Genomic DNA, 25,718 nt, shown 5'->3' with positions numbered 1-25,718 from the left:
GGTGCCGAAAGGCCCGGTTTAGGCTAGAATGCACGGCCTCAAAGCACACCCCCTTCCCGAGGCTGTCCCGAAGATGTTGATCCTGCGCGGTGCTCCTGCCCTTTCTGCCTTCCGCCACAGCAAATTACTTGAGCAACTGAAACAGAAAGTTTCAGCTGTCAGTGGCTTGTATGCTGAATTCGCCCACTTCGCGGAGGTCGCTGGCGACCTGTTCGGTGAAGAACAGCAGGTCCTTGCCCGCCTCCTGAAATACGGCCCTAGCGTGCCGGTTCAAGAGCCAAGTGGCCGTCTGTTTCTGGTATTGCCGCGTTTCGGCACTATTTCGCCCTGGTCGAGCAAGGCCAGCGATATTGCCCGCAACTGCGGCCTGACGAAAATCCAGCGCCTCGAGCGCGGGATTGCATTCTATGTCCAAGGCCAGTTCAGCGACGCTGAAGCCGCGCTGATTGCCAGCGCTCTGCATGACCGCATGACGCAGTTGGTGCTGGAGTCGCTGGATCAGGCCGCCGGTCTGTTCAGCCACGCCGAGCCGAAGCCGTTGACCGCCGTCGACGTGCTGGGTGGCGGTCGCGCTGCGTTGGAAAAAGCCAACGTTGACCTGGGCCTGGCCCTGGCCGATGACGAAATCGATTACCTGGTCACCAGCTTCATTGGCCTCAAGCGCAACCCGCACGACATCGAACTGATGATGTTCGCCCAGGCGAACTCCGAGCACTGCCGTCACAAGATCTTCAACGCCAGTTGGGACATTGACGGCGAGAGCCAGGAAAAAAGCCTGTTCGGCATGATCAAGAACACCTACGTGATGCACAGCGAAGGCGTTCTGTCGGCGTACAAGGACAACGCGTCGGTGATCGTCGGCAACGTTGCCGGTCGTTTCTTCCCGGACCCTGAAACCCGCCAGTACGGCGCGGTGCAGGAGCCGGTGCATATCTTGATGAAGGTAGAGACCCACAACCACCCGACCGCGATCGCTCCATTCCCCGGCGCATCGACCGGTTCCGGTGGCGAGATTCGCGACGAAGGCGCAACCGGTCGTGGCGCCAAGCCGAAAGCCGGCCTCACCGGTTTCACCGTGTCGAACCTGTTGATTCCAGGTTTCGAGCAGCCGTGGGAAGTGCCGTATGGCAAGCCCGAGCGCATCGTCACCCCGCTGGACATCATGATCGAAGGCCCGCTCGGCGGCGCTGCGTTTAACAACGAATTCGGTCGTCCGGCGTTGACCGGCTACTTCCGTACCTTCGAGCAGTCGATCAGCACCCCGCACGGTGATGAAGTGCGTGGTTACCACAAGCCGATCATGTTGGCTGGCGGTATGGGCAACATCCGTGAAGAACACGTTCAAAAAGCCGAAATCGTCGTTGGCTCCAAGCTGATCGTGCTCGGCGGCCCGGCGATGTTGATCGGCCTGGGCGGCGGCGCGGCGTCTTCGATGGCGACCGGCACCAGCTCGGCAGACCTGGACTTCGCCTCCGTTCAGCGTGAAAACCCTGAAATGGAACGTCGTTGCCAGGAAGTGATCGACCGCTGCTGGCAGTTGGGCGAGAACAACCCGATCAGCTTCATTCACGACGTTGGCGCGGGCGGTCTGTCCAACGCCTTCCCTGAACTGGTGAATGACGCTGGCCGCGGTGGCCGCTTCGAACTGCGTAATGTGCCGAACGATGAGCCAGGCATGGCCCCGCTGGAAATCTGGAGCAACGAATCCCAGGAACGTTATGTACTGGCCGTTGGCGCGGCGGATTTCGAGCGCTTCAAAGCCATCTGCGAACGTGAGCGTTGCCCGTTTGCCGTGGTCGGTGAAGCCACTGCCGAGCCACAACTCACAGTCACCGACAGCCACTTCGGCAACAGCCCGGTGGACATGCCGCTGGAAGTCTTACTCGGCAAGGCGCCACGCATGCACCGTTCGGCCGTTCGCGAACAAGAGCTGGGTGACGACTTCGACCCGAGCACGCTCGACATCGAAGACAGCGTCACTCGCGTCCTGCATCACCCGGCCGTGGCCAGCAAAAGCTTCCTGATCACCATCGGTGACCGCACCATTACCGGTCTGGTGGCTCGCGATCAAATGGTCGGTCCATGGCAAGTGCCAGTGGCTGACTGCGCCGTGACCGCCACCAGCTTCGACGTCAACACTGGTGAAGCCATGGCGATGGGCGAGCGTACCCCGCTAGCATTGCTCAACGCTCCGGCGTCTGGCCGTATGGCGATTGGTGAAACGTTGACCAACATCGCCGCATCGCGCATCGCCAAGCTGTCCGACATCAAACTGTCGGCCAACTGGATGTCTGCGGCCGGTCACCCAGGTGAAGACGCGCGTCTGTATGACACCGTGAAAGCGGTCGGCATGGAGTTGTGCCCTGAGCTGGGCATCACCATTCCAGTGGGCAAGGACTCGATGTCCATGAAAACCCAATGGCGCGAAGACAACACCGACAAGAGCGTGACCTCGCCGCTGTCGTTGATCGTGACCGGCTTCGCGCCGGTCACCGACATCCGTCAGACCATGACCCCTGAACTGCGCATGGACAAGGGCGAAACCGACCTGATCCTGATCGATCTGGGCCGTGGTCAGAACCGCATGGGCGCTTCGATTCTGGCTCAGGTTCATGGCAAGCTCGGTCGCGTGGCGCCGGACGTGGATGACGCGGAAGACCTCAAGGCCTTCTTCGCCGTGATTCAGGGCCTCAACGCCGACGGTCACTTGCTGGCGTACCATGACCGTTCCGATGGCGGCCTGTTGGTCACCACCCTGGAAATGGCTTTCGCTGGCCACTGCGGTCTGAACCTGTTCCTCGACGGTCTGGCGGAAGACTCGGCCGACCTCGCGGCGATCCTTTTCAACGAAGAACTGGGCGCGGTGATTCAGGTCCGTCAGGACGATACCCCGGACGTGCTGGCACAGTTCAGCGCTGCCGGTCTGGGCGATTGCGTGTCGGTCGTCGGGCAGCCGGTGAACAACGACGAAGTGGCGATCAGCTTCAATGGCGAGCCTGTGTTCGGCGCTCATCGTCGTCTGCTGCAACGTCAGTGGGCCGAGACCAGCTATCGGATCCAGCGCCTGCGCGACAACGCCGAATGCGCCGATCAAGAATTCGATGTATTGCTCGAAGAAGATAACCCGGGCCTCAGCGCCAAGGTTGGTTTCGACGTCAACGACGACATCAGTGCGCCGTACATCAAGAAAGGCATTCGTCCACAAGTGGCAGTCCTGCGTGAGCAGGGCGTCAACGGCCAGGTGGAGATGGCGGCTGCGTTCGATCGCGCCGGCTTCAACGCCATCGACGTACACATGAGCGATATCCTCGCCGGTCGCGTCGATCTGAACGAGTTCAAAGGCCTGGTCGCTTGCGGCGGCTTCTCCTACGGTGACGTACTGGGTGCGGGCGAGGGCTGGGCCAAGTCGGCACTGTTCAACAGCCGTGCACGCGATGCGTTCCAGGGCTTCTTCGAACGTCAGGACAGCTTCACCCTCGGTGTGTGCAACGGTTGCCAGATGTTGTCCAACCTGCGCGAGCTGATTCCGGGCAGCGAGTCGTGGCCGCACTTCGTGCGTAACCGCTCCGAGCAGTTCGAAGCGCGCGTGGCCATGGTTCAGGTCCAGGATTCGCCGTCGATCTTCCTGCAAGGCATGGCCGGTTCGCGGATGCCGATCGCCATTGCTCACGGTGAAGGTCATGCAGAGTACGCCAGTGAAGAGGCGCTGCTGCAGGCTGACGTATCGGGCACCGTGGCCATTCGTTTCGTCGACAACCACGGCAAGGTCACCGAGAAGTACCCGGCCAACCCGAACGGTTCGCCGCGTGGTATCGGCGGCATGACCACTCGCGACGGTCGCGTCACTATCCTGATGCCGCACCCGGAGCGTGTGTTCCGTGCCGTACAGAACTCGTGGCGCCCGGAAGAGTGGAACGAAGACGCGGCCTGGATGCGCATCTTCCGTAACGCTCGTGTTTGGGTGAACTGATAGGCGCAGGCCATGTACAAGCTCAGCTTTTTTGTTCCGCCGAGCCATGTGGAAGAAGTCAAAAGCGCTGTATTCGCCGCCGGTGCGGGGCGAATCGGTGCCTATGACCACTGCTCATGGCAGGTGTTGGGTCTCGGTCAGTTTCGCCCGTTGGACGGCAGCCAACCGTTCATTGGGCAAGCCGGCGAGATCGAACAGGTCGAGGAATGGAAAGTCGAGCTGGTAGTGGCCGACGATTTGATCGCTCAGGCAGTGGTGGCTCTCAAGCAGAGCCACCCCTATGAAACACCGGCTTATGAAGTGTGGAAGCTGGCTGATTTCTAGCCGTTACGCCTATCCCCTGTAGGCGCTAACTTGTTAGCGAGGCGGTTTACCTGACACACCTCTCGCCAACAAGTGGGCTCCTACAGCTTTCATCCCCGCAATATCACTCCCCACGCCCCAGGGTATTCAACCCGAATCGCCGGATGCACACATCGAACACGGTGTAGTACACCAGCGCATAGACCATCCCCAAGGGGAAAATCCGCCAGCCGTTGGTGGACTTGCCCCAGCCCAATACCATGTCTATCGCCCCTGCGGAAAAGGTAAAGCCCAGACGGATGTCCAGCAAATCAGACAGGGCCATGGACAGACCGGTCAGCAACGCGTGGATCAGATACAGCGGCGGCGCGAGGAACATGAACGCGAACTCGACCGGTTCGGTGATGCCCGTCAGAAAAGATGCCATAGCCATTGAAAACAGCACGCCCCCCGCCGCTTTGCGTCGACCTGGCAGGGCATTGCGGTACATCGCCAGGCAGGCGGCTGGCAATCCAAACATCATCACCGGGAACATGCCGGCCATGAATTGCCCGGCGCGCGGGTCTCCGGCGAAGTAGCGTGGCAGATCCCCGGTGACACTCAGTCCGGTGCTCGGGTCGGAGAAGCTGCCGAATACGAACCACAACAGGTGATTGAGGATATGGTGCAGGCCGGTAATGACCAACAGGCGGTTCAAGACCCCGAAAGCAAAGCCACCGAGGCTGCCGCTGTCCAGTAGCCATTGGCCAAGCTCGTTGATGCCACTCTGCAGGAGTGGCCATATCAGGCCGAAGATCAGACCGACCACCAATGCTGCCAGCCCGGCAGCGATGGGCACAAACCGCTTGCCGCTGAAGAAGGCCAGATAAGCCGGCAGTTCGATCCCCTCGAAGCGGTTATACAGGGCGCCACCCGCCAGGCCACTGAGGATGCCGGTGAGCATGCCCATCTCGATGCCGGGATGAAGCACGTTCAGTGTCGACACCATCACCAGATAGGCAATGGCGCCCGCAAGCGCGGCACTGCCATCGTGATCGCGGGCGAAACCGACGGCGGTGCCAATGGCGAAAATCAGCGCCAGATTGGCAAAGATCGCATTGCCGGCAGCGTGGAGCACAGCGATGTTCAGCAGGTCAGGGTCGCCCAGTCGTAGCAGCAGGCCGACCATTGGCAAGATGGCAATTGGCAACATCAATGCACGGCCAAGCCGTTGCAAATGTTCAATCAGTTGAAGGTACATGGCGTTGTTCTCATTCCGTGAGTGATCAAACATCACGCAATCAGTTCAGCACGCGGGTTGCAAGCGAGAGGTGCAGGCGTCGAAGGGAGAGCGGGTATTTCGGGCTGGCGTTGCACCAGTCCGATCCATCATTACGGGCGAATTTCGATCATCGTGCCGTCTTTGACCAGGTTCCAGACTTCGCGCATATCGGTGTTCTTCATGGCGATGCAGCCGTCGGTCCAGTCCAGGGTCTGGAAATACCATTCCGGGTAGTCGTCGTCGACCGGGGTGCCGTGGATCATGATCATGCTGCCCGGATTGACACCTTCACGGCGAGCGCGAGCGGAGTCGCTGATATTGGGGTAGGAAATGTGCATCGACAGGTTGTAGTTGTCGCTGACTTTGCGCCAGTCCAGCCAGTAGAAACCTTCCGGTGTGCGACGGTCGCCTTCACGGAGTTTCGTCCCTTTGGGGTACTTGCCCAAGGAAACGTGGTAGGTCTTCAGGGCTTCGCCGCGGCTGATCAATTGCAATTGATGCGCGGACTTGAGCACCAGAATCTTGTCGATGGTACGTTCGGAAATATCCTGGGTGTTGATAACTTTATGGCCCAGGAACGCCTGCTCACTGCCCTTGGGGACGATCGTTTCGGTGAACTCGGCCTGGGATAGCGAGACGAAGCAAAGACAAAAAACGGCGAGCAACCAACGCATCGAAACGGTATCCCTGAATAAATATGAACAGCATTGGCGAGCGCGCCACGGGTCGAGTCAAGTTTTCTTGATGTTGCGCGACGGTGGCATGGCTTCGCTGCGAACCGGGTAAACCTGGGGAATCCGGTCTGCGTAGTAACATTCTAGAGTACGGCTGACAGTGGGGAAAGCCAGCTCAGACCAAGGTATGTCGGCTTCATCGAAAAGTCGCACTTCCAGGCTTTCGACGCCCGCGGCAAATTCCAGGTTGGCCAGTTCGGCACGGAAAAACACATGAACCTGATTGATATGCGGCACGTCGATCAACATGTACAGACTCAGGTTGTCGACCGTCGCGCAGGCTTCTTCAATGGTTTCGCGACGGGCGGCTTGTTCGACGGTCTCGCCATTTTCCATGAAACCGGCGGGCAGCGTCCAAAAGCCGAGGCGCGGCTCGATGGCGCGGCGGCACAGCAACACCTGCGTGCCCCACACCGGCAGGCAGCCAGCGACGATATTGGGATTCTGATAGTGAATGGTCTGACAATGTTCACAGACGAAACGCAAACGGCTGTCGCCCTCGGGGATGCGCTGGATGACCGGATTGCCGCAGTGGCTGCAGAATTTCATACTGAGCTTCGATTCCTGAATGCAGCGACTATCTTGGCGTGACGCGCCGGGGTCGGCAAGCAGCGGATGTTAACCAATGCGCAATGACAGATGAGTTGTCCGACAAGGGCTTGGGCACTTCGTTTGTTTGGTGCATGATGCAGGGCAGGCAACAGATCGAGATTCCTATGCTGGACGAGCTACTTCGCCGTGTAAGCAGTCATACACCCAGCCCACTGGAAACGGATCGACGTTTTCCCGAGGCCGCGGTGTTAGTGCCGATTACCCGCAGTGACGAACCGGAGCTGATTTTGACTTTGCGCGCCAGCGGGTTGTCGACCCATGGCGGCGAAGTTGCGTTCCCCGGCGGACGACGCGACCCCGAAGACCCGGACCTGGTCTTTACCGCGCTGCGTGAGGCCGAGGAAGAAATTGGCCTGCCGCCGGGCCTGGTCGAGGTAATCGGCCCGCTGAGCCCGCTGATTTCCAAGCATGGGATCAAGGTCACGCCTTACGTGGGACTCATCCCGGATTTCGTCGAATACCGGCCGAATGACGGCGAGATTGCCGCTGTCTTCAGTGTGCCGCTGGAATTTTTCCGACAAGACACCCGCGAACATACCCACCGCATCGACTATCAGGGGCGCAGTTGGTATGTCCCCAGTTGGCGCTACGGCGGCTATAAAATCTGGGGCCTGACTGCGATCATGATCGTCGAACTGATCAACGTGCTGTATGACACCAAGATCAGCCTGCATAAACCGCCTGAACGCTTTATCACTTTCGATAGCTGATTCGCCTGCTGGCGAGTGAGTGCTCAACCCACGGCCAAAGAGCCTTGAGGAAACAAGATGAAATACCGCCTGGGGGATTCCCGTGTCGAAACCCATCCACAAAGCTGGGTCGCGCCGAACGCCACACTGATTGGCAAAGTCAAACTCGACGCCGGTGCCAGCGTCTGGTTCGGTGCCGTGCTGCGGGGTGACAACGAGCTGATTCACATCGGCGAGAACAGCAATGTGCAAGACGGTACGGTGATGCACACCGACATGGGCGCACCGCTGAACATTGGCAAGAGCGTGACCATTGGTCACAACGTCATGTTGCACGGCTGTACCGTTGGCGATTATTCACTGATCGGCATCAACGCGGTGATTCTCAACGGCGCGAAAATCGGCAAGTACTGCATCATCGGCGCTAACTCACTGATCGGCGAAGGCAAGGAAATTCCTGACGGTTCGCTGGTCATGGGCTCACCCGGCAAAGTGGTGCGCGAACTCACTGAGGGCCAGAAGAAAATGCTCGAAGCCAGCGCAGCGCATTACGTGCACAACGCCCAGCGCTATGCGCGTGACCTGGCGCCGCAGGAAGACTGATGGACGCTGAACGACCTGTTCGCTCGCCCTGCGTGAGTATCTGCGCGCTGGATGACGACGACATCTGTCTCGGCTGCCAGCGCACGGTCAGCGAAATTACCGGCTGGAACCGAATGGACAACACCGAGCGTCGCGCGGTGCTGGTGCTGTGTCATGAGCGGGCGCGTGCCAGCGGTATGCTGTGGACTGTGGGCTCGCCCGCCACCCCTTGATTCGGGCTACACGTCGTCGATGCCGGCGTTCGGTTTTTCCGGGTTTCGCCTGCTTCGTGGTAGATTGCGCGCCTTTCTTCTCCCCATGAGTCATACGCCAGCGGCGGGCTGACTCGATGACCTGCTCCACGAGGACCTGAAATGACTCAAATCGGAACGCCACTGTCGCCTACCGCGACGCGCGTAATGCTCTGCGGTTGCGGCGAGCTTGGCAAGGAAGTGGTGATCGAACTGCAACGTCTGGGCGTTGAAGTGATTGCCGTGGACCGCTACGCCAACGCGCCGGCCATGCAGGTCGCGCACCGCAGCCATGTGATCAACATGCTGGACGGCGCCGCACTGCGCGCAGTGATCGAAGCCGAGAAGCCGCACTACATCGTGCCGGAAATCGAAGCCATCGCCACAGCGACCCTGGTCGAACTGGAGTCCGAAGGCTTCACCGTCATTCCGACCGCGCGCGCCACGCTGCTGACCATGAACCGCGAAGGCATCCGTCGTCTGGCCGCTGAAGAGCTGGACCTGCCGACCTCGCCGTATCACTTCGCCGACACTTTCGAAGACTACAGCAAGGCCGTTGAAGACCTCGGCTTCCCGTGTGTGGTCAAGCCGGTGATGAGTTCGTCGGGCAAAGGTCAGAGCCTGCTGAAAAGCACCGCTGATGTGCAGCAAGCATGGGAGTACGCGCAGGAAGGCGGGCGTGCCGGTAAAGGTCGGGTGATCATCGAGGGCTTCATCGACTTCGAGTACGAAATCACGCTGCTGACCGTGCGTCATGCCGGTGGCACTACGTTCTGTGCGCCGGTCGGGCATCGTCAGGAGAAGGGTGATTATCAGGAGTCGTGGCAGCCTCAGGCCATGAGCCCGGTTGCACTGGCGGAATCCGAACGCGTTGCCAAAGCCGTGACTGAGGCGCTGGGTGGTCGTGGTCTGTTTGGTGTCGAGCTGTTCATCAAGGGTGATCAGGTGTGGTTCAGCGAAGTCTCGCCGCGCCCGCATGACACCGGTCTGGTGACCTTGATCTCGCAGGACCTGTCGCAGTTCGCACTGCATGCGCGGGCGATTCTGGGGCTGCCAATTCCGTTGATCCGTCAGTTCGGTCCCTCGGCGTCGGCGGTGATCCTGGTTGAAGGCCAGTCCACGCAAACCGCATTCGCCAACCTGGGCCAGGCCCTGAGCGAGCCAGACACCGCGCTGCGCCTGTTCGGCAAGCCGGAAGTCAACGGTCAGCGGCGCATGGGTGTGGCCTTGGCTCGCGACGAGTCGATCGAAGCCGCTCGCGCCAAAGCGACCCGTGCTTCCAAAGCAGTGAAAGTCCAGCTCTAACGCTGATCCCTGTAGGAGCGGGCTTGCCCGCGATAGCGGTGTGTTTGGCACACCGCATCAAGCGAATCGCGGGCAAACCCGCTCCTACAAGTCAGTGATCAGGCAATCTGATCCAAATCACGTTCCCGCGTTTCTTTCAGGCACAGCACGGCGATCAAGCTGAGCAAGGCTGCTGCCGACACATATCCGCCAACCCAGCTCAAACCGCCCATCTCCACCAGTTTCTGGGCGAAGAACGGCGCGACTGACGCCCCGACAATCCCGCCCAGGTTATACGCCGCCGAAGCACCGGTATATCGCACGCGTGTCGGGAACAGTTCCGGCAACAGCGCGCCCATCGGGGCGAAGGTTACGCCCATCAGGAACAGCTCGATGCTCAGGAACAGCGCGACGCCCCAGGTGGTGCCGTGGGTCAACAGTGGCTCCATGAGGAAACCCGACAGGATCGCCAGCACGCCGCCGACGATCAGCACCGGTTTACGTCCAAAACGATCACTGGCCCAGGCCGACAGTGGCGTGGCCGCAGCCATGAACAACACCGCAAAGCACAGCAGGCCGAGGAAGGTTTCGCGGCTGTAACCCAGGGATTTGACCCCGTAGCTCAGGGAAAACACGGTCGAGATGTAAAACAGTGCGTAGCAGACCACCATCGACGCCGCCCCCAGCAGCATCGGCCGCCAGTATTGGCTGAACAGTTCGGCGATCGGCAACTTCAGTTGCTCGTGACGGGCAATCGCCTTGGCGAAGATCGGGGTTTCTTCCAGTTTCAGTCGCACGTAGAGGCCGACCACCACCAGCAGTGCGCTGAGGATGAACGGGATACGCCAGCCCCAGGCGCGGAACTGTTCGTCGCTCAAGGTCATGGCCAGGGTCAGAAACAGGCCGTTGGCCGCGAGGAAACCAATCGATGGGCCCAGTTGCGGGAACATCCCAAACCAGGCACGTTTGCCTTTCGGTGCGTTTTCGGTGGCGAGCAGCGCTGCTCCACCCCATTCGCCGCCGAGGCCCAGGCCTTGGCCGAAGCGCAGCAGGCAGAGCAAGACGGGCGCCCAGTAACCAATGCTGGCGAAGCCGGGCAGGAAACCGATCAGCGTGGTGCAAATCCCCATCAGCAGCAGCGAGGCCACCAGCGTCGACTTACGGCCAATGCGGTCACCGAAGTGGCCAAACAGCGCCGATCCCAGCGGGCGAGCGAGGAACGCAATGCCGAACGTCAGGAACGCCGAGAGCATTTGCGCGGTGTCGGAGGTTTGCGGGAAGAATATCGGTCCGATCACCAGTGCCGCCGCCGTGGCGTACACGTAGAAATCGTAGAACTCGATGGCGGTACCGATGAAGCTGGCAACGGCGACGCGCCCGGCGGAGTTAGCGGGTGGGGCGGCAGTGTCACCGTTGAACGTCGTGCTACTGGTCATGCGGGTGTCCCCGGAGGTTATTGTTTTTTTTAGGTGCGGTGCAGATTAACGCGAAACGACGAGCGGCTAAACGACGGCGAGGGTCGTGTTGTAGTGCCACATCATCACCCGAGTGACCCGATTGTCTTCGGTCTCGAGGATTTCCAGGCGATACGGCCCGATTTTCAGGCACACCGAGCTTTCAGGAATGGTTTCCAGGGCTTCGGTGACCAGGCCGTTAAGGGTTTTTGGCCCGTCGGAAGGGAGGTGCCAGCCCAGCGTCTTGTTCAGCTCGCGAATCGTTGCCGCGCCATCGACCACCAGCCGGCCATCAGCCTGAGGATGGATGTGCGGGTTATCGAGGTGTTGTTCGCTCTCGAACTCACCGACGATTTCTTCAAGGATGTCTTCCAGGCTGACAATGCCCTGCACCTCACCGTACTCGTCGACCACAACCCCCAGGCGGCGTTGTTGCTTGTGGAAGTTCAGCAGTTGCAGTTGCAACGGCGTACTTTCCGGAACGAAGTAGGGTTCGTAGCAGGCACCCTTCAAATCTTCTTTGGTCAGCTGTCCGCGCGGCAGCAGATGGGCGATCTGGCGGGTGTTGAGGATGCCTTCGACCTGATTGATGTCGTTGTGATAGACCGGCAGTCGGGTGTGCCGGGAGACGATCAGTTGCTCGATGATGCTTTCGATGGAGTCGTCGAGACTGATGCCGTCAACTTCACTGCGCGGTACCAGAATGTCATTCACGGTAATGCTGTCCAGCGCGTGAATGCCTGACATCACGTGGGAACGGGTGCCGTGGTCGAGGTTGTTGTCTTGAAGGATGACCGCCAGTGGAATTTCGTCATCGTCGGGGCGCACTTTCGGTTTATCAGTGACGCCGAAGGGGCGCAACAGGGCGTCGGCGACGCTGGAAAACAGCCAGGCCAGCGGGTAGAGCGCTTTCATCGGCAGGCTCAGCAGGCTGTTACCCAGCATCAGAATCGCATCCGGGTAGCGTGCGGCGAGGGCGCGGGGCATGAATTCGGCGAAAATCAACAGCAGGCTACCGACCACGATACAGGTGAGCACCGGTCCCTTGAGGTGCCAGAAACTTACCGCGAGTACGGTGCTCATTACCACGATCAGGACTTTGATCAAGGTATTGCAGAGGATCAGGCTGCCCAGTTTGAACGCCAGCTTGGGCGTATTGGTGTCAGTGTTACGGCTGCCGCGTCGGGTGGCCTTGAGGTGGTGATGGGCGGCTTCGACGGCGGTGAGCAGGCCGGACCACAGGATCAGCAAGATCAATACGCCGAGCATCGGGCCGATGGGCAAGTTATCCATGATCAATGCCCGTCAGATGTGCAGGATGAATTCGCGTACCAGCTTGCTGCCGAAAAAGGCCAGCATCAGCAGGCAAAAGCCGCCCAGGGTCCAACGAATTGCTTTGTGTCCACGCCAGCCAAGACGATTGCGGCCCCACAGCAGTACGCTGAAGACGATCCAGGCCAGGCAGGCAAGCAGCGTTTTATGCACCAGGTGCTGGGCGAACAGGTTTTCGACAAACAACCAGCCCGAAATCAGCGACAGCGACAACAGTACCCAGCCAGCCCAGAGAAAGCCGAACAGCAGGCTTTCCATGGTTTGCAGCGGGGGGAAGTTCTTGATCAGGCCGGCCGGGTGCTTGTGCTTGAGCCGATAATCCTGGAGCAGCAGCAATAGCGCCTGGAATACCGCAATGGTGAACATGCCGTAAGCCATGATCGACAACAGGATGTGGCTGAGAATGCCGGGCTCTTCATCGATCAGCGGAACGGTACCGGACGGCGCGAACTGAGCCAGCAGCACGGTAATCAGCCCCAACGGGAACAACAGCACCAACAGGTTTTCCACCGGAAGCCGAGAGCAGGCGAGCATTGCTACTGCAATGATCGCCACTGCGATCATGCTGGCCGCACTGAAAAAGTCCAGGCCAAGGCTGGCGGCGCGGGTGAGTTGGAAGTAAAGCCCGACCGAATGACCTAACACCGCCAAGGTGCCAAGCAGGCACAGCAACCGTTTGTCGGCCTTGGTGCCCTGGGCCATGCGGATCGCTTGATAGAGTGTCGCAGCGGCATAAAGGACAGCGGCGGCGAGGCTGGGTAGCAAACTGGGTGACAAGGGGAGCATAAATCCTGTTAGGCAAGCCCGAAAGTCGTTGAGTTTGGCATACAACCGACTTCAGGTGAAAGGCCACAGAAGCAGCTTCGATGGTGTCCGTCCAGCAGAGTCTTCGCTATAATCCGCCACCTGCTCAAGTCGCAGGCTCGCGGGTCGCTCCTTAACGCTGCCTTTATAGGCACGGCCACCACGAGCCGGACCGCACCAACCGGGGTTCAGCAAGAACCTGAAAGGATCGCGCATGTTTGAAAATCTTACCGACCGTCTCTCGCAGACGCTGCGCCATGTCACTGGCAAGGCCAAGCTGAACGAGGACAACATCAAAGATACCTTGCGCGAAGTGCGTATGGCCTTGCTCGAAGCCGACGTCGCCTTGCCGGTGGTCAAAGACTTCGTCAACAAGGTCAAGGAGCGCGCTGTCGGCACCGAAGTGTCGCGCAGCCTGACGCCGGGCCAGGCATTCGTGAAGATCGTCCAGGCCGAACTCGAAGCGTTGATGGGCGCGGCCAACGAAGACCTGGTGCTCAACGTCACGCCGCCGGCCGTCGTGCTGATGGCGGGTTTGCAGGGCGCGGGTAAAACCACCACCGCCGGCAAGCTGGCGCGCTTCCTTAAAGAGCGCAAGAAGAAAACCGTGATGGTGGTCTCGGTGGACGTTTACCGTCCTGCGGCCATCAAGCAGCTGGAAACCCTGGCCAACGACATCGGCGTGACCTTCTTCCCTTCTGACATCAGTCAGAAGCCGGTCGAAATCGCTGAGGCCGCTATTAAAGAAGCCAGGCTCAAATTCATCGACGTGGTCATCGTCGACACCGCCGGTCGTCTGCACATCGACCTGGAGATGATGGGCGAGATCCAGGCCCTGCACGCGGCAGTGAAACCGGTCGAAACCCTGTTCGTGGTCGATGCCATGACCGGCCAGGATGCGGCGAACACCGCCAAGGCCTTTGGTGATGCGCTGCCGTTGACCGGCGTGATCCTGACCAAGGTCGACGGTGATGCCCGTGGCGGCGCCGCGTTGTCGGTGCGTGCGATCACTGGCAAGCCGATCAAGTTCATCGGTATGGGCGAGAAGAGCGATGCGCTCGAGCCCTTCCACCCGGACCGTATTGCTTCGCGCATCCTCGGCATGGGTGATGTGCTCAGCCTGATCGAGCAGGCCGAGCAGAACCTCGATAAAGACAAAGCCGACAAACTGGCGAAGAAGCTGAAGAAAGGGAAGGGCTTCGACCTCGAAGACTTCCGCGATCAGTTGCAGCAAATGAAAAACATGGGCGGCCTCGGCGGTCTGATGGACAAGCTGCCGAACATGGGTGGTGTCAATCTGGCGCAGATGGGCAATGCCCAGGGCGCAGCCGAGAAGCAGTTCAAACAGATGGAAGCCATCATCAACTCGATGACCCCGGCCGAACGCCGTGACCCGGACCTGATCAGCGGCTCGCGCAAGCGCCGGATCGCCATGGGTTCGGGTACTCAAGTGCAGGACATCGGTCGCTTGATCAAGCAGCACAAGCAAATGCAAAAGATGATGAAAAAATTCTCCGCGAAAGGCGGAATGGCAAAAATGATGCGTGGCATGGGTGGAATGATGCCCGGTCGCGGCATGCCAAAAATGTAATTCACGCCGCGCAAGTGCTCTCGCTTGCGTTCTTTACTCGGGGGTTCGCCCCCAGTAACCCCGCTGTTGGCGGGGTTTACAGGCCGTTGTTTGCAACGGCTCCATAGCAGATCTGGATGGCATGCCGATAGGCGCCAGAAAAAGACATTTGCAAAAGTCCGGATATTCCTTAGAATATGCGGCCTTTCGGGCACCTATGCCCGCTGTGCATCTTAGATTTGCAGCACCGACTACAGGAACGATGCTTATATGCTTACCATCCGTCTTGCCCTTGGCGGCTCCAAAAAGCGCCCGTTTTACCACCTGACTGTGACCGATAGCCGCAACCCGCGCGACGGTTCGCACAAAGAACAAGTGGGTTTCTTCAACCCGGTTGCTCGTGGTCAGGAAATCCGTCTGTCCGTGAACCAAGAGCGCGTAGCCTACTGGCTGAGCGTTGGTGCACAACCTTCTGAGCGCGTTGCTCAGTTGTTGAAGGAAACTGCTAAGGCTGCGGCCTGAGCAATATGAACGCGACGCCTGCTTCTGCTGATGATTTGATCGTTATCGGCAAGATTTATTCTGTTCATGGCGTTCGCGGCGAAGTGAAGGTTTATTCCTTTACTGATCCGATTGGAAACCTGTTGGATTACAAAACCCTGACGCTTCGGCGTGACGGTGTTGTAAAGCAGGTAGAGCTGGTCAGCGGACGCTTGCAAAACAAGTTCCTGGTCGCAAAGCTCAAAGGTCTCGATGATCGTGAAGAAGCTCGTCTTCTGTCCGGTTACGAAATCTGCGTGCCGCGTAACCTGTTCCCTGATCTGACCGACGGCGAGTACTACTGGTACCAGCTGGAAGGTTTGAAGGTCATCGACCACCTCGGGCAATTGCTCGGGAAGATCGATCATCTTCTTGAAACCGGCTCGAACGATGTAATGGTGGTCAAGCCTTGCGCAGGCAGTCTGGATGATCGCGAACGCTTGTTGCCCTATACAGAGCAATGCGTGTTGGCAGTCGACCTGGGTGCAGGCGAGATGAAGGTGGATTGGGATGCGGACTTCTAAACGCCATGGCTAGCCTGCGCGTAGAAGTGATCAGTCTGTTCCCCGAGATGTTTTCCGCCATCAGCGACTACGGCATTACCAGCCGTGCGGTGAAACAAGGGCTGTTACAGCTGACTTGTTGGAATCCGCGGGACTACACCACTGATCGTCACCACACTGTCGATGATCGCCCTTTTGGCGGTGGTCCGGGCATGGTGATGAAGATCAAGCCTCTGGAAGACGCTCTGGTTCAGGCCAGACTGGCAGCAGGGGAAGCGGCGAAGGTGATTTACCTGTCGCCACAAGGCCGTCAACTGACTCAGTCGGCGGTACGCGATCTGGCGCAAGAGGAAGCATTGATCCTCATCGCAGGTCGTTACGAAGGCATTGACGAGCGTTTTATTGATGCTCATGTCGATGAAGAGTGGTCGATTGGGGACTATGTTCTTTCCGGTGGCGAGCTGCCGGCGATGGTCCTGATAGACGCGGTTACACGGCTGCTGCCTGGAGCTTTAGGGCATGCGGACTCTGCGGAGGAAGATTCCTTCACGGATGGTCTGCTGGATTGCCCGCACTACACCCGACCGGAGGTGTATGCGGATCAGCGTGTTCCCGACGTGTTGCTAAGTGGCAATCACGCGCACATCCGGCGTTGGCGTTTACAGCAGTCCCTTGGGCGGACCTATGAACGACGCGCCGATCTTCTGGAAAGCCGCTCGCTTTCTGGAGAAGAGAAAAAGCTGCTGGCGGAATACATCCGCGAGCGGGACGATAGTTAACGTATCGATGGTAAATCCAGATGATTTACCTTAGGAGCACAGCATGACTAACAAAATCATTCTTGCACTCGAAGCAGAGCAGATGACTAAAGAGATCCCTCCTTTTGCACCGGGCGATACTGTTATCGTTCAGGTGAAAGTGAAGGAAGGCGACCGCGCTCGTCTGCAAGCGTTCGAAGGCGTTGTAATTGCCAAGCGTAACCGTGGCGTGAACAGTGCTTTCACTGTTCGTAAAATCTCCAACGGTGTTGGCGTTGAGCGTACTTTCCAGACCTACAGCCCGCAAATCGACAGCCTGGCTGTGAAACGTCGCGGTGACGTTCGCAAAGCCAAACTGTACTACCTGCGTGACCTGTCCGGTAAAGCAGCTCGCATCAAGGAAAAACTGGCTTAAGTCCAGTCTTCCCGATGCAAAAAAAAGCAGCCTGAGGGCTGCTTTTTTGTTGTCTGGTGTTTAATAAATAGCCAAGACCGAAATGCAATCCGCGTCATTTTTGAGAGAGTCACATGCCCGCTATCGACCACCCGCTGATCGACCGTTTTCTCGACGCGTTATGGCTGGAGAAAGGCCTGTCCGACAACACTCGCGATGCCTACCGCAGTGACTTGGCCTTGTTCAATGGCTGGTTGCAGGAGCACGGTGTCGAGCTGGACAAGGCGGGGCGTGAGCTGATTCTCGATCACCTCGCCTGGCGTGTCGATCAAGCTTACAAACCCCGCTCGACCGCGCGTTTCCTTTCCGGCGCCCGAGGGTTTTATCGGTATTTGCTGCGCGAAAAACTGATTGCGGTCGATCCGACCCTGCAAGTCGACATGCCGCAATTGGGCCGACCGTTGCCGAAGTCGTTGTCCGAGGCCGACGTCGAAGCGTTGCTGGCTGCACCGGACCTCAGCGAAGCCATCGGTCAGCGCGATCGGGCCATGCTGGAAGTGCTGTATGCCTGCGGTCTGCGCGTAACCGAATTGATCAGCCTGACCCTGGAGCAGGTTAATTTGCGACAGGGAGTGTTGCGGGTCATGGGCAAGGGCAGCAAGGAGCGGCTGGTGCCCATGGGTGAAGAAGCCATCGTCTGGATCGAGCGTTACATGCGTGGTGCCCGGGACGAATTGTTGGGTGGGCGCCCCAGCGATGTCATGTTCCCCAGCCTGCGCGGTGAGCAGATGACTCGCCAAACCTTCTGGCATCGGATCAAGCATCAGGCGATGGTTGCCGGGATCAACAAGTCCCTTTCGCCGCATACGCTGCGCCATGCCTTCGCCACCCATCTGCTCAATCATGGCGCCGACCTGCGCGTCGTGCAGATGCTGCTGGGCCATAGTGATTTGTCCACCACGCAGATCTACACTCATGTAGCACGCGCCCGGCTACAGGATATGCACGCCAAACATCACCCGCGTGGTTAAATTAACCCTCGGTTTTCCGATCCGTCTTACATCAGTCGAAGTCGGCCTTGCAGGGCTTATGTGATAGGCTTTGCCGGTTTCGCAAATTGGGTATCACTAAAATCTCGTGGGTCCGCAGCGGCCAGTGTTTTTAGTACCCCATCTGCCCACCGCCCAAGGAGTCCCCATGCGCGTGACCCAGATTTTTGCCACCGCAGCTATTGTGTTGGCCAGTACCTTCAGCCTGTTCGCTCAAGCGGATGACGCCGCCGACAAGGCCATCCGCAAAACGCTCGAGACCTTGAAGCTCGATCTGCCGATCGAGAGCATCGGTAGCAGCCCGTTGAGTGGTCTATACGAAGTCAAACTCCAGGGCGGCCGTGTGCTGTACGCCAGCCCTGACGGTCAATTCGTGATGCAGGGTTACCTGTTCCAGATGCAGGATGGCAAGCCGGTCAACCTGACCGAGAAAACCGAGCGTCTGGCGATCTCGAAAACCATCAACGGCATTCCTGCCGCCGAGATGGTGGTCTACCCGGCCATCGGTGAAACCAAATCGCACATCACCGTGTTCACCGACACCACCTGCCCGTACTGCCACAAACTGCACGCCGAAGTGCCCGAGCTGAACAAAATGGGTATCGAAGTGCGTTACCTGGCCTTCCCGCGCCAGGGTCTGGGTTCACCGGGTGACGAGCAACTGCAGGCCGTCTGGTGTTCCAAGGACAAACGAAGTGCCATGGACCGTATGGTCGACGGCAAGAACATCGAAGCGCCGAAGTGCGACAATCCTGTGACCAAGCAATACGCCATGGGCCAGTCGATTGGGGTCAATGGCACGCCGGCCATCGTATTGGCGGACGGTCAGGTGATTCCGGGTTATCAGCCAGCGCCACAAGTGGCCAAACTGGCGCTGAGCGCCAAGTGATCCTGCGGTGTCAGGATCAGCTGTGACGAACATGGGCGTGCGGGTCGAACCGGCGCTTGATTAAACAGAGAGCCGCCTCATTGCAGGCGGCTGTTTTCCACGGCCGGCCTCGCGTCGGCCGTTTTATGGGGAGTTCATAGTGAAACCGGTCAAAGTAGGCATCTGTGGGCTGGGTACTGTCGGTGGCGGTACCTTCAACGTACTACAACGTAACGCCGAGGAGATTGCCCGCCGTGCCGGGCGTGGAATCGAAGTGGCACAAATTGCCATGCGTACGCCAAACCCCAATTGCCAGATTACCGGTACTCCCACCACCGCCGACGTGTTCGCGGTGGCGACCAACCCAGAAATCGACATCGTCATCGAGCTGATTGGCGGCTACACCGTCGCTCGTGAACTGGTGCTCAAGGCCATCGAAAACGGCAAGCACGTGGTCACCGCCAACAAGGCGCTGATTGCTGTGCACGGCAACGAAATCTTCGCCAAGGCCCGCGAGAAGGGCGTGATCGTTGCGTTCGAAGCAGCGGTCGCAGGCGGCATTCCGGTGATCAAGGCGATTCGTGAAGGTCTGTCGGCCAACCGCATCAACTGGGTCGCCGGGATCATCAACGGCACCGGTAACTTTATCCTCACCGAAATGCGCGAGAAGGGCCGTACTTTCCCTGACGTGCTGGCTGAAGCCCAGGCGCTGGGTTACGCCGAAGCCGATCCGACCTTCGACGTCGAAGGCATCGATGCGGCGCACAAACTGACGATTCTGGCGTCGATTGCCTTCGGTATTCCGCTGCAATTCGACAAGGCCTACACCGAAGGCATCACCAAGCTGACCACTGCCGACGTGAACTACGCCGAAGCACTGGGCTATCGCATCAAGCACCTGGGTGTGGCGCGTAGCACCGCCGCCGGTATCGAATTGCGGGTTCACCCGACGCTGATCCCGGCCGATCGTTTGATCGCCAATGTCAACGGTGTGATGAACGCAGTGATGGTCAACGGCGACGCCGCCGGTTCGACCCTGTTCTACGGCGCAGGCGCCGGCATGGAGCCAACCGCTTCGTCGGTGATCGCTGACCTGGTGGACGTGGTGCGTGCCATGACCTCCGATCCGGAAAACCGCGTACCGCACCTGGCCTTCCAGCCTGACTCGTTGTCCGCGCACCCGATCCTGCCAATCGAAGCCTGCGAAAGCGCCTACTACCTGCGCATCCAGGCCAAGGACCATCCGGGCGTTCTGGCGCAGGTGGCAAGCATCCTGTCGGAACGCGGGATCAACATCGAATCGATCATGCAGAAAGAAGTCGAAGAACATGATGGCCTGGTGCCGATGATTCTCCTGACCCACAGCGTGCTGGAACAGCGCATGAACGACGCCATTGCGGCGCTGGAAGCGTTGCAGGATGTCGTAGGGCCGGTGGTTCGTATCCGCGTCGAGCATCTTAACTAATTTAGCGGCAAGCTATTAGCTGCAAGCTGCAAGTGAAGAGCCAAAGCGCCTCGACTTGCAGCGTGAAGCTTACAGCTTGAAGCCCAAACCGAAGGTTTGAAAAAATGCGCTACATCAGTACCCGTGGCCAGGCACCGGCCCTGAATTTCGAAGACGTGCTGCTCGCCGGCCTCGCCAGCGACGGCGGTCTGTATGTTCCGGAAAACCTGCCGCGTTTCACCCAGGAAGAAATCGCTTCCTGGGCTGGCCTGCCGTATCACGAGCTGGCGTTCCGGGTCATGCGCCCGTTCGTCACTGGCAGCATTCCGGATGCGGACTTCAAAAAGATTCTCGAAGAAACCTATTCCTCGGGTGAAGACGGCGTTTTCGCGCACAGCGCCATCGCGCCGCTGCGTCCGCTGAACAGCAACGAATGGGTGCTTGAGCTGTTCCACGGCCCGACCCTGGCGTTCAAGGACTTCGCCCTGCAACTGCTCGGTCGTCTGTTGGATTACGTGCTGGCCAAGCGTGGCGAGCGCGTGGTGATCGTCGGCGCGACCTCCGGTGATACCGGCTCGGCGGCCATCGAAGGTTGCCGTCGTTGTGACAACGTCGACATCTTCATCCTGCACCCGAACAACCGTGTTTCGGAAGTTCAGCGTCGGCAGATGACCACCATCTTTGGCGAGAACATCCACAACATCGCCATCGAAGGCAACTTCGACGACTGCCAGGAAATGGTCAAGGCCAGCTTCGCTGACCAGGACTTCTTGAAAGGTACACGTCTGGTCGCGGTCAACTCGATCAACTGGGCGCGGATCATGGCCCAGATCGTTTACTACTTCCACGCATCGCTGCAGCTCGGCGGTCCGGCGCGTTCGGTGGCGTTCTCGGTGCCAACCGGTAACTTCGGCGACATCTTCGCCGGTTACCTGGCGCGCAACATGGGCCTGCCGATCAGCCAACTGATCGTCGCCACCAACCGCAACGACATCCTGCACCGCTTCATGAGCGGCAATCAATACACCAAGGAAACCCTGCACGCGACCCTGTCGCCGTCCATGGACATCATGGTGTCGTCGAACTTCGAACGTTTGCTGTTCGACATGCACGGGCGCAACGGCGCGGCCATCGCTGGCCTGATGGACACCTTCAAACAGACCGGTGCATTCAGCGTCGACGCCGATCGCTGGACCGAAACCCGCAAGTTGTTCGACTCGCTGGCGGTCAGTGATGAAGAAACCTGCGACACCATCGCCGACGTGTTCGCACAGACCGGCGAAGTGCTGGATCCGCACACCGCCATTGGCGTCAAAGCCGCACGCGATTGCCGACGCAGCCTGGACACGCCGATGGTGATTCTGGGGACCGCTCACCCGGTCAAGTTCCCGGAAGCGGTCGAAAAAGCGGGTGTAGGAAAAGCGCTTGAGCTGCCTGCTCACCTGTCTGATTTGTTCGCACGAAAAGAGAAACTGACTGTTCTGCCGAACGACCTGAAAGCCGTGCAGGCCTTTGTCAGCCAACACGGCAATCGCGGCAAGCCGCTCTGACGGTATCGTCGTGTAACAACATTAGGCCCGCCACTTGGCGGGCTTTCTCATTTTGGCGTGCCACACTTCCCGGGAGCCTGGATCCATACGGAAGGAAATAGAGCGGTGAAGGAAGTCAGTGAGCACGGTATGCGTGCCTCCAGAAAAAGCTTGTTGTACACAACCCTGCTGTTGATGCTGCTATGCCTCAGCCAGCTGGCAGCGGCTGCCCAGAGTCTACCGTTCAGATTGGTAGCGCCCTTTATCGACCTGCCGCCAGTGGCCCTTGATCCCCAGGATCGGCAATGGCTGGATCAGCGTGGGACGTTAAAGGTCGGGATAGCGATTGCCGATTACGAACCCATCGACATTACCAGTGACCGGAACCGCTATCAGGGTATCAGTGCCGATTACCTGAGCCTGATCAGCAGCAAACTGTCGGTGCCCATGCAAGTGGTGGGTTTCGCCCATCGTGATGAGGCCATCGAAGCGTTGCGCAACGGCACCATCGATGTGTTGACCAGCGCCAATGGCTTTGAACACGGCGTCGAGGGGCTGGCGTTCTCGGCGGACTACATGCCGGATCGCTCGGTGATCGTTGGCCGTGGCAATGACATCACCCTGCCTGCGGGCCTGAAGGGCAAGAAAGTGGTGCTGCTCGATGGTTATGCCGACGCCACGGTGGTTCACTCGGTGTACCCCGACAGTGAGATCATTCTGGCGCCCAATCTCTATAGCGCGCTGGAAGCTTTGGGGCAGGACGAAGCCGATGCCTTCATTGGCAACGAGGTCATCGTGCGCTCCTACAGCGCCCTGCGCCCCTACATGGGCTTGCAAATCAAATCTGAAAGCGCGCTGCCTGCGGTAGGGTTTTCCTTCGCAACCCGAAAGTCGGATACCGCCCTGGTCACCTTGATCAATCTCGGCCTGGGCAGTATCGACGAGTCGGTTCAGCGGGAAATCATGGGTCGCTGGACCACCGGCCTGGGCGCAGATGTCGGACATAACCGGATCAAGCTAAGCAGTACCGAGCAGGCGTGGATTCGCAAACACCCGCACGTCATCGTGGTGTCAGAGCAACACCCGCCGTACCTGTACAAGGACAAGAACGGTCAATGGATCGGTCTGAACGTGGACGTACTCGCGCGCATCTCGCGTATGACCGGTCTGCAGTTTGTGCACAAGGAAGTGTTTTCCACCAAACAGGGTCTCGATTTGCTGCGCTCCGGGCAGGCGGATATGAGCACTACGCTGGCGGAAAACGCAGAGCGCAGGAAATTCCTCGATTTTACCTACTCATTCGGTGGCAACAGCTGGGTGTTCGTCGTCCGCGAGAACAGTTCGTCGCACATTACCCTGGAGGACATGGCGGGGCGGGTGTTGGCCCTGCCAGCCAAACACGCGCTGGAGGCCTTGATTCAGCGCAACTACCCGGACATCAAGCTGATGTCGGTCAATACTTACGAACAGGCCCGGCGGTTGGTCGAAAACGGTGTGGCCGATGCGACCATCCAAAGCGAGGCAGGTGCCTATATGGCGCCGCACGGGGTGCTGAAAGTCGCCCGCAGTGTTGAGGGGCATTGGTCCGCGGATCGCTTCTCGGTGGTGGAAACCCAACCCGAACTGCTGAGTATTCTGAACAAGGCGCTGGAAGAATATCCGGTGGCCGAGTTGCGTGCCATTCGCATGAAATGGCTGGGGGCGGTGATGTCCCAGCCGCCGGTCTGGCAGCGAATTCCACAGTGGGCCTATTGGGCAGTGGCCGTCGCGTTGATGCTGGTACTGGTGTCGTTGCTCTGGAGTGGTCGCTTGAAAGTGCAGATTCGTCAGCGTCTGCGGGCCGAGGAGCAGCTCAGCGATCAATTGGCGTTCAAGCGGGCCTTGCTGGATGGCATCCCCAATCCTATCTACGTCCGCGACCTTAAAGGACAATTGATTTCATGTAACCGCAGCTACGAGGAAAGCCTTGGCATTAGTTTCGAGCAAATGAGCGGACGGCGGTTGATTGATGTGGACCTGATCCCCCGCCACAGCGCCGAGCAGATGCATGCGGATTACCTGAAGCTGTTGGAAACCCAGCAGCCCGTGTTTGCCGATCGGCGCATGGAAGTATTTGGCCGCTTGATTGACGCCTATCAGTGGACAGTGCCCTTTTATCGCGCTGATGGCCAATTGCAGGGCTTGTTGGGTGGCTGGATCGACATCACCGAACGCAAGCGCCTGGAGACCCAGCTCATCGAAGCGCGACAGCAGGCCGACGAGGCCAACGAAGCGAAAAGTGCGTTTTTGGCGACCATGAGTCATGAGATCCGCACGCCGATGGGCGCGATCATTGGACTGCTGGAACTGGAGCGCCAAGAAACCCAGCGCCGGGGACAAGAGCCCTCGCAGAATTTGAGTGTCGCTTACCAGTCGGCGCAGGAGTTGATTGCCCTGATCGGTGACAGCCTGGACCTGGCGAAGATCGAGTCTGGCAGTGTGCAGCTGACATTGGCGGTGACGCCGTTGCGCGCGTTTTTCGACGGCATCTGCCGGCTGTTCGAGGCCAAGGCGCGGGAAAAGGGCCTCGAATTGCGCCTGACGTTCGACGAAGAGGCCGAGGGCAGTTTCTGGATCGACCCGCTGCGCTTGCGTCAGGTGTTGCACAACCTGCTGGGCAACGCCTTGAAGTTCACCTGCGATGGCGCGGTATGGGTCAGCGTCAGTGCAACGGGGGAGCGCAACCAGCCCCGCATCAGTATCAGCGTCAAAGACAGTGGCATCGGTATCAGCGCCGAACAGCAGCAAGACCTGTTCAAGCCCTTTTCCCAAGCCAGTGAAGAGACGGCAGCCGACTACGGCGGTACCGGCCTGGGCTTGAGTATCTGCAAGCAACTGGTGGCATTGATGGGCGGCCAGATCAGCTTGCACAGCGAACTGGGAGCCGGGACGCAGGTGACGGTGGAACTGACATTGGCCCGTGTCGCTCAAGCGCCAGACAAGGCCGTCGAGGTCCTGGCGCCAGAGCGGGTCGGTCGCGTGCTGCGTTTGCTGGTGGTCGATGACCTGTCGACCAATCGCATGGTGCTGACCCAGCAACTGGAGTTTCTCGGGCATGAAGTGCTGCCCACCCACAGCGCGGAGTCAGCGTTGCAGCTGTGGCGCGAGAGCCACTTCGATGGCGTGATCACTGACTGCAACATGCCGGGTATGAGTGGTTATGCGTTGGCCGAAAACATTCGCCAGATCGAGGCGCAGCAGCAATTGCGAGCGTGCCCGATCATTGGCTGCACCGCCAACGCCATGAGTGATGAACGCCAGCGCTGTGAGCAGGCCGGCATGAACCAGCTGTTGGTCAAACCGGTCGCGCTGGACCGGCTGGCACAGTTGCTCGCCCAATTGTTGCCGGTGCAATCGTTCGACATTCAGACGCTGCGCAACATGACCCAGGCCAACGACGCGCAGTTGCATGTGTTGTTGGTGGAGCTGGAAAAAAACCTGCGACAGGAAGCGCAGATTCTGCGGTCGGCCGTCAGCGCCCATGACTGGGCCACCCTCGACGCCTCGTTGCATCGGATGAAAGGCGTTGCGGTGCTGGTCGATGTAGTGCCGCTGGCCAAGACCTGTGCCGACCTCAATGCCTGCGTGCGCGAGCAGTCGAGCAGCCTGCTGCCGGCGCAATGGCACGCAGTAGAGCAGGCCATCGAACAGCTTAGTCACGATGTTCAAGGGCTATTGCGGACTTCGTCAGATTAGGACGCGTCTTATTGGGTACAGAGGCCAGGGTCTTTAAGGTACAGATATTCCT

General features: G+C 59.1%; 21 protein-coding genes and 1 pseudogene. 16 read left to right on the top strand and 6 right to left on the bottom strand.

Annotated elements, in window-relative coordinates:
* Positions 1–73: 73 nt before the first annotated feature.
* Together purL and ACF0H7_RS25150 are read left to right on the top strand one after the other, a co-directional pair.
* Positions 74–3,970: a phosphoribosylformylglycinamidine synthase gene (gene purL / locus ACF0H7_RS25155; protein ID WP_397454014.1), complete on the top strand. Its 3,897-nt coding sequence runs from the start codon at positions 74–76 to the stop codon at positions 3,968–3,970.
* Positions 3,971–3,982: 12 nt separating this feature from the next.
* Complete coding sequence (locus ACF0H7_RS25150) at positions 3,983–4,294, top strand: NGG1p interacting factor NIF3 (RefSeq protein WP_397449544.1); 312 nt, start codon at positions 3,983–3,985, stop codon at positions 4,292–4,294.
* A gap of 112 nt (positions 4,295–4,406) precedes the next feature.
* Here ACF0H7_RS25150 and ACF0H7_RS25145 read toward each other — a convergent pair.
* The 3 genes and pseudogenes from ACF0H7_RS25145 to ACF0H7_RS25135 all read right to left on the bottom strand — a co-directional run.
* Positions 4,407–5,513 (bottom strand): annotated as a pseudogene (locus ACF0H7_RS25145) (PTS transporter subunit EIIC); the annotation flags it as partial.
* A gap of 131 nt (positions 5,514–5,644) precedes the next feature.
* Entirely contained in the window at positions 5,645–6,208 is a 564-nt protein-coding gene (locus tag ACF0H7_RS25140; protein ID WP_397449543.1) for a murein L,D-transpeptidase family protein, read from the bottom strand.
* Positions 6,209–6,265: 57 nt separating this feature from the next.
* On the bottom strand, positions 6,266–6,817 hold the full coding sequence (locus ACF0H7_RS25135) for an NUDIX hydrolase (RefSeq protein ID WP_397449542.1): 552 nt from the start codon (positions 6,815–6,817) through the stop codon (positions 6,266–6,268).
* A 167-nt stretch (positions 6,818–6,984) separates the two neighbouring features.
* Between ACF0H7_RS25135 and ACF0H7_RS25130 the strand changes: the two genes are divergently transcribed.
* The 4 genes from ACF0H7_RS25130 (at position 6,985) to purT (ending at position 9,707) form a co-directional block, all read left to right on the top strand.
* Positions 6,985–7,590 carry a CoA pyrophosphatase gene (locus tag ACF0H7_RS25130; protein WP_397454013.1) on the top strand — a complete coding sequence of 202 codons (606 nt, stop codon included), beginning with the start codon at positions 6,985–6,987 and terminating at the stop codon, positions 7,588–7,590.
* Between the two features lie 57 nt (positions 7,591–7,647).
* On the top strand, positions 7,648–8,172 hold the full coding sequence (locus tag ACF0H7_RS25125; RefSeq protein ID WP_397449541.1) for a gamma carbonic anhydrase family protein: 525 nt from the start codon (positions 7,648–7,650) through the stop codon (positions 8,170–8,172).
* Positions 8,172–8,384, top strand: a complete 213-nt coding sequence (locus ACF0H7_RS25120; RefSeq protein WP_397449540.1) for a DUF1289 domain-containing protein — start codon at positions 8,172–8,174, stop codon at positions 8,382–8,384. Before ACF0H7_RS25125 ends, ACF0H7_RS25120 begins: the two co-directional genes overlap by 1 nt.
* A gap of 141 nt (positions 8,385–8,525) precedes the next feature.
* Positions 8,526–9,707 (top strand): formate-dependent phosphoribosylglycinamide formyltransferase, encoded by a 1,182-nt coding sequence (gene purT / locus ACF0H7_RS25115; RefSeq protein WP_397449539.1) that lies wholly within the window; start codon positions 8,526–8,528, stop codon positions 9,705–9,707.
* A 98-nt stretch (positions 9,708–9,805) separates the two neighbouring features.
* Here the strand turns inward: purT and ACF0H7_RS25110 are convergent, their stop codons facing one another.
* From ACF0H7_RS25110 to ACF0H7_RS25100, 3 genes are all read right to left on the bottom strand, one after another.
* Positions 9,806–11,122, bottom strand: coding sequence for an MFS transporter (locus ACF0H7_RS25110; protein ID WP_397449538.1), 1,317 nt, complete (start codon positions 11,120–11,122; stop codon positions 9,806–9,808).
* Positions 11,123–11,188: 66 nt separating this feature from the next.
* Positions 11,189–12,433, bottom strand: coding sequence for an HlyC/CorC family transporter (locus ACF0H7_RS25105; protein WP_397449537.1), 1,245 nt, complete (start codon positions 12,431–12,433; stop codon positions 11,189–11,191).
* A gap of 12 nt (positions 12,434–12,445) precedes the next feature.
* Positions 12,446–13,258 carry an inner membrane protein YpjD gene (locus ACF0H7_RS25100; protein ID WP_397449536.1) on the bottom strand — a complete coding sequence of 271 codons (813 nt, stop codon included), beginning with the start codon at positions 13,256–13,258 and terminating at the stop codon, positions 12,446–12,448.
* 232 nt (positions 13,259–13,490) lie between these two features.
* On the opposite strand from ACF0H7_RS25100, the gene ffh reads away from it, so the two are divergent.
* The 10 genes from ffh (at position 13,491) to ACF0H7_RS25050 (ending at position 25,666) form a co-directional block, all read left to right on the top strand.
* The gene (gene ffh / locus ACF0H7_RS25095) at positions 13,491–14,867 is read left to right on the top strand and encodes a signal recognition particle protein (protein WP_397449535.1); all 1,377 of its coding nucleotides are present in this window, start codon (positions 13,491–13,493) and stop codon (positions 14,865–14,867) included.
* A 249-nt stretch (positions 14,868–15,116) separates the two neighbouring features.
* Positions 15,117–15,368, top strand: a complete 252-nt coding sequence (rpsP, locus tag ACF0H7_RS25090) for a 30S ribosomal protein S16 (protein WP_042557823.1) — start codon at positions 15,117–15,119, stop codon at positions 15,366–15,368.
* 5 nt (positions 15,369–15,373) lie between these two features.
* A complete protein-coding gene (gene rimM, locus ACF0H7_RS25085; RefSeq protein ID WP_397449534.1) occupies positions 15,374–15,910 on the top strand; it encodes a ribosome maturation factor RimM in 537 nt (178 codons plus the stop codon).
* A gap of 5 nt (positions 15,911–15,915) precedes the next feature.
* A complete protein-coding gene (trmD, locus tag ACF0H7_RS25080; RefSeq protein ID WP_397449533.1) occupies positions 15,916–16,668 on the top strand; it encodes a tRNA (guanosine(37)-N1)-methyltransferase TrmD in 753 nt (250 codons plus the stop codon).
* 43 nt (positions 16,669–16,711) lie between these two features.
* Entirely contained in the window at positions 16,712–17,062 is a 351-nt protein-coding gene (gene rplS, locus ACF0H7_RS25075; protein ID WP_397449532.1) for a 50S ribosomal protein L19, read from the top strand.
* A gap of 113 nt (positions 17,063–17,175) precedes the next feature.
* Positions 17,176–18,072, top strand: coding sequence for a site-specific tyrosine recombinase XerD (gene xerD, locus ACF0H7_RS25070; RefSeq protein ID WP_397449531.1), 897 nt, complete (start codon positions 17,176–17,178; stop codon positions 18,070–18,072).
* Positions 18,073–18,238: 166 nt separating this feature from the next.
* Positions 18,239–18,979 (top strand): bifunctional protein-disulfide isomerase/oxidoreductase DsbC, encoded by a 741-nt coding sequence (dsbC, locus tag ACF0H7_RS25065; RefSeq protein WP_397449530.1) that lies wholly within the window; start codon positions 18,239–18,241, stop codon positions 18,977–18,979.
* Between the two features lie 139 nt (positions 18,980–19,118).
* Entirely contained in the window at positions 19,119–20,423 is a 1,305-nt protein-coding gene (locus ACF0H7_RS25060) for a homoserine dehydrogenase (protein ID WP_397449529.1), read from the top strand.
* Between the two features lie 104 nt (positions 20,424–20,527).
* A complete protein-coding gene (gene thrC, locus ACF0H7_RS25055; protein ID WP_397449528.1) occupies positions 20,528–21,952 on the top strand; it encodes a threonine synthase in 1,425 nt (474 codons plus the stop codon).
* Between the two features lie 129 nt (positions 21,953–22,081).
* Positions 22,082–25,666 carry a transporter substrate-binding domain-containing protein gene (locus ACF0H7_RS25050; RefSeq protein WP_397449527.1) on the top strand — a complete coding sequence of 1,195 codons (3,585 nt, stop codon included), beginning with the start codon at positions 22,082–22,084 and terminating at the stop codon, positions 25,664–25,666.
* Positions 25,667–25,718 lie beyond the last annotated feature (52 nt).

This window comes from Pseudomonas sp. NA-150 (assembly GCF_044336365.1).
Taxonomy (GTDB): Bacteria; Pseudomonadota; Gammaproteobacteria; order Pseudomonadales; family Pseudomonadaceae; genus Aquipseudomonas.
This window is presented reverse-complemented; position numbering and strand designations above follow the sequence as displayed.